Source organism: Nonomuraea lactucae, from assembly GCF_003313395.1.
In the GTDB taxonomy this organism is placed as follows: Bacteria; Actinomycetota; Actinomycetes; order Streptosporangiales; family Streptosporangiaceae; genus Nonomuraea; species Nonomuraea lactucae.
This window is the reverse complement of record NZ_QNFZ01000759.1, coordinates 1-4339: the sequence shown is the minus strand read 5'-3', so window position 1 is coordinate 4339 and position 4339 is coordinate 1. Positions and strand designations below refer to the sequence as shown.

At 70.6% G+C, this 4339-nt stretch carries 4 protein-coding genes; all 4 read left to right on the top strand.

Annotation, left to right across the window (positions count from 1 at the left end; all coding sequences use genetic code 11):
• Positions 1-1001: polysaccharide deacetylase family protein (locus DQW85_RS26875; protein ID WP_113702711.1), on the top strand; the 1001-nt coding region annotated here is incomplete at its 5' end.
• A gap of 214 nt (positions 1002-1215) precedes the next feature.
• Positions 1216-2700, top strand: coding sequence for a 30S ribosomal protein S1 (gene rpsA, locus DQW85_RS26870; protein ID WP_113702709.1), 1485 nt, complete (start codon positions 1216-1218; stop codon positions 2698-2700).
• Between the two features lie 465 nt (positions 2701-3165).
• Positions 3166-3633 carry a GNAT family N-acetyltransferase gene (locus DQW85_RS26860; RefSeq protein ID WP_113702710.1) on the top strand — a complete coding sequence of 156 codons (468 nt, stop codon included), beginning with the start codon at positions 3166-3168 and terminating at the stop codon, positions 3631-3633.
• A 61-nt stretch (positions 3634-3694) separates the two neighbouring features.
• The gene (gene coaE, locus DQW85_RS26855) at positions 3695-4297 is read left to right on the top strand and encodes a dephospho-CoA kinase (RefSeq protein ID WP_113702707.1); all 603 of its coding nucleotides are present in this window, start codon (positions 3695-3697) and stop codon (positions 4295-4297) included.
• Positions 4298-4339 lie beyond the last annotated feature (42 nt).

Genomic DNA, 4339 nt, shown 5'->3' with positions numbered 1-4339 from the left:
GGGCCGTGACACCCGGGACCGCGCAGCCACAGCCCGCCGCGACCGGCGCCGCGCGGCCACAGCCCTCGCAGGGGACGGGCGAGCCGCCCGGCGTGGTGGCCACCCCCGAGTTCGCCAGGCAGGTCAGGGCCAACGAGGTCGGCCTGGTGCCGGTCCTGATGTACCACCGGATCATCGGCGAGCGGCACGCCTCCATCGACCGCACGCCCGAGCAGTTCAGGCGGGAGCTGGAGCGGCTGGCCAAGCGGGGATACGTGCCGATCACCGCCAGGGAGTTCGCCGCCGGTGACATCCGGGTCCCGGCCGGCAGGTTCCCCGTCGTGCTGACCTTCGACGACGGGCACCCCAGCCACTTCGGCCTCGACGCCTCCGGCAACCCGAGGCCCGACACGGCCGTCGGCGTGATCCTCGACGTGGCCAGGAGATACCCGTCGTTCCGCCCGGTGGCCACGCTGTGGGTCAACCGCGAGCCGTTCGGGCTGCGCGACGAGGCCCAGCAGTCCGCCGCCGTGCGGTGGCTGGCCGCCAACGGGTTCGAGGTCGCCAACCACACCTGGGGGCACCCCAACCTGCGCGCGCTGCCCAAGAAGAAGGTGCCCAAGCAGATCGTCAAGGTCCAGCGGATGCTGGAGAGGCTCGGAGCGGGTACGCCCAAGACCCTCGCGCTGCCCTACGGGATCCTGCCGCGCCCCAAGAAGGCGGCGCGCACCGGCTCCTGGGACGGCACCCGCTACGACTTCGACGGGGTCTTCCTGGCGGGGGCCGAGCCGTCGCTTTCGCCCTACGCGAAAAAATTCGATCGCGGCGCGATCCAGCGGATCCAGAGCAACGGCAAGTGGGGCGAGTGCCGCAAGTGGTGCTCGCAGCACTGGCTGGAATGGCTCGACAGGCACCCCGGCTGGCGCTACGTCTCCGACGGCGACCCGGAACGCATCTCCGTGCCTCACGGGCTTCGGGGTAATATCAACCCGGGCCGTGGGGATCAGATCGTCGCCTATTGACGGGCAGGCCGATCGGATCGGTGCCTCACTTGGATTGACCCCGTGCGCCACGTCTCATATGCTGATCGCTGCGCTGTGGGCTCGCGCGCGCCTCAGACGGAGCGGGCTCGCGCTCGGTCACGTCGATGTCGTAACTCCTCGGCTTGATGCGGAAGAGGGCCTGCTGCGCATCCGCCACATCGACATCCTGTCCGCGTTCGGAGCAATTCCACACATGACGTCCAGCACTGAGGCCACCTCGAGCACCCCGCAGGTAGCGGTCAACGACATCGGGTCCGAGGAAGCCTTCCTCGCAGCGATCGACGAGACCATCAAGTACTTCAACGACGGCGACATCGTCGAGGGCACCGTCGTCAAGGTCGATCGAGACGAGGTCCTTCTCGATATCGGCTACAAGACCGAGGGGGTCATCCCCTCGCGCGAGCTTTCGATCAAGCACGATGTCGACCCGGCGGACGTCGTGGAGGTCGGCGAGCACGTCGAGGCCCTGGTTCTCCAGAAGGAGGACAAGGAGGGTCGCCTGATCCTGTCCAAGAAGCGGGCTCAGTACGAGCGCGCCTGGGGCACGATCGAGAAGATCAAGGACGAGGACGGCATCGTCACCGGCACCGTCATCGAGGTCGTCAAGGGTGGTCTCATCCTCGACATCGGCCTGCGCGGCTTCCTCCCGGCGTCCCTGGTCGAGATGCGCCGTGTCCGCGATCTGCAGCCGTACGTCGGCCGCGAGCTCGAGGCGAAGATCATCGAGCTCGACAAGAACCGCAACAACGTGGTCCTGTCGCGCCGCGCCTGGCTTGAGCAGACCCAGTCCGAGGTACGCCAGACGTTCCTCAACACCCTCCAGAAGGGTCAGGTCCGCAAGGGCGTCGTCTCCTCGATCGTCAACTTCGGCGCGTTCGTGGACCTCGGCGGCGTCGACGGTCTGGTCCACGTGTCCGAGCTGTCCTGGAAGCACATCGACCACCCGTCCGAGGTGGTCGAGGTCGGCCAGGAGGTCACGGTCGAGGTCCTCGACGTCGACATGGAGCGCGAGCGCGTCTCCCTGTCGCTCAAGGCGACGCAGGAAGACCCGTGGCAGCAGTTCGCCCGCACCCACCAGATCGGCCAGGTCGTGCCGGGCCGCGTCACCAAGCTGGTGCCGTTCGGCGCGTTCGTCCGGGTCGAGGAGGGCATCGAGGGCCTGGTCCACATCTCCGAGCTGGCCGAGCGCCACGTGGAGATCCCCGAGCAGGTCGTCCAGGTCGGTGAGGAGATCTTCGTCAAGATCATCGACATCGACCTCGACCGCCGTCGCATCAGCCTCTCGCTGAAGCAGGCGAACGAGGGTGTCGGCACCGAGGTGGAGTTCGACCCCACGCTCTACGGCATGGCGGCGACCTACGACGACCAGGGCAACTACATCTACCCCGAGGGCTTCGACCCGGAGACCGGGGAGTGGCTCGAGGGCTTCGACAAGCAGCGCGAGGAGTGGGAGCGGCAGTACGCCGAGGCCCAGCAGCGCTTCGAGGCGCACCGCAAGCAGATCGAGGACGCCCGCAAGGCCGAGGCGGAGGCCGGCGAGGCCGCTCCCTCGTCCTACAGTGGTGAGTCGCCGGCTCCGTCCAGCGGCTCCTCCTCGTCCGCTCCGGCGGGCGGCGCCCTCGCCTCCGACGAGGCTCTCGCCGCACTGCGCGAGAAGCTCGCCGGCGGTCAGAGCTGAGTCGGGACGGCTGAACCGGCGACAGTAAGCCCGTAGAAGGGCCCCGCACGAGACATCGTGCGGGGCCTTTCGCGTTGCCGCCCACCCCTGCGGGCCCGCCCCCGGCAGGCCCGCCCCCCGCGGGACCACCTCCCGCGGGCCCACCACACTCACGCGGTCCTGTCGGGTGGGTCTGTCACGGGGTCCTGTCGGGTTCTGTCGGTCGGTCCGCCACGCCGCCACGCCGCCACGCCGCCACGCCGTCGTGTCGCGTCGGGTCGGCTCGGGTCGCGTCGCGTCCGGTTGGCTCGGGTCGCGTCGCGTCGGGGCGCGTCGCGTGGCGTCGGGTCGGGTCGGGTCGGGTCGCCGCATCTTGCGTGTCGCGTCGGTCTTCCCGGGTGCTACGCGTGGCCGCGCCGGGCCCCGGTGATCTCCGGGAGCCCGGTACGCGGTGGAACCGGCTGGAGTAGGGTGCTGCGCGTGGAGATGGGGCGGGCCGTGGCGGCGGACGCGGGTGAGATTCTCACCCTGCAGCGGGCGGCGTACGTGAGCGAGGCACAGCTCTACGGCGACCCGTTCATCCCGCCGCTCGTGGAGTCGGTGGAGCAGGTCCGCGGCGTCATCCAGAACGGGATCGTGCTCAAGGCCACCGACGGCGCGCGGATCGTGGGCGCGGTGCGCGGCCAGGTGTCCGGCACGACGTGCCGGGTCGGGCGGCTGGTGGTGGCGCCCGATCGCCAGGGCGAGGGGCTGGGCACGGCATTGCTGCGCGCGCTGCACGAGCAGGTGCCGGAGGCGGCGGCCTTCGACCTGTTCACGGGGCACCTGTCCGACGGAAACCTGCGGCTCTACCGCCGGCTCGGCTACCGGGAGACCCACCGGGAGCGGATGGACGACCATCTCACCCTGATCCACCTGCGGCGCGAGGGGCCACTGGAGGCCAGGGTCCCCTGAGGGCACGGAGCGGCCGGCTCGCCGGGTGCAGGGCGCCGTGCCGGGTGGATAGGCTTTCGGCGTGCTGAAGATTGGGCTCACCGGCGGCATCGGATCGGGCAAGAGCGAGGTGTCGCGGCGGCTCGCCGCGAGAGGCGCCGTGGTGATCGACGCAGACAGGATCGCCCGGGAAGTAGTCGAGCCGGGCACGGTGGGGCTCGCTCGGGTGGTGGCTGCGTTCGGCGACGAAGTGCTCCGGCCCGACGGGTCGCTCGACAGGGAGAGGCTCGGCGCCATCGTCTTCGCCGACCCCGACAAGCTCGCCGTCCTCAACTCGATCGTCCACCCGCTGGTGGGGGAGCGGGTGGCCGAGCTACAAGGGCGGGCCCCCGACGACGCGATCCTGGTCTACGACGTGCCGCTCCTGGTGGAGAACAAGCTCGCCCCGCTGTACGACGTCGTCGTGGTCGTCGACGCCTCCGACGAGGTCCGCATCGCCCGCCTCGCGGAGCACCGGGGCATGCCGGAGAGCGACGCCAAGGCCCGCATCGCCGCCCAGGCCGGCCGCGAGGAGCGGCTGCGGGCCGCCCACATCGTGATCCCCAACGAGGGTTCGCTGGACGAGCTCGAGGCGAGGGTGAGCGAGGTCTGCGAGGAGCTGCGGAGCCGCGCCGCCCGCGGCTGAGCCGCGCCGCCCGCGCGGGTACGCGCGACGGTCGCCGGTGCG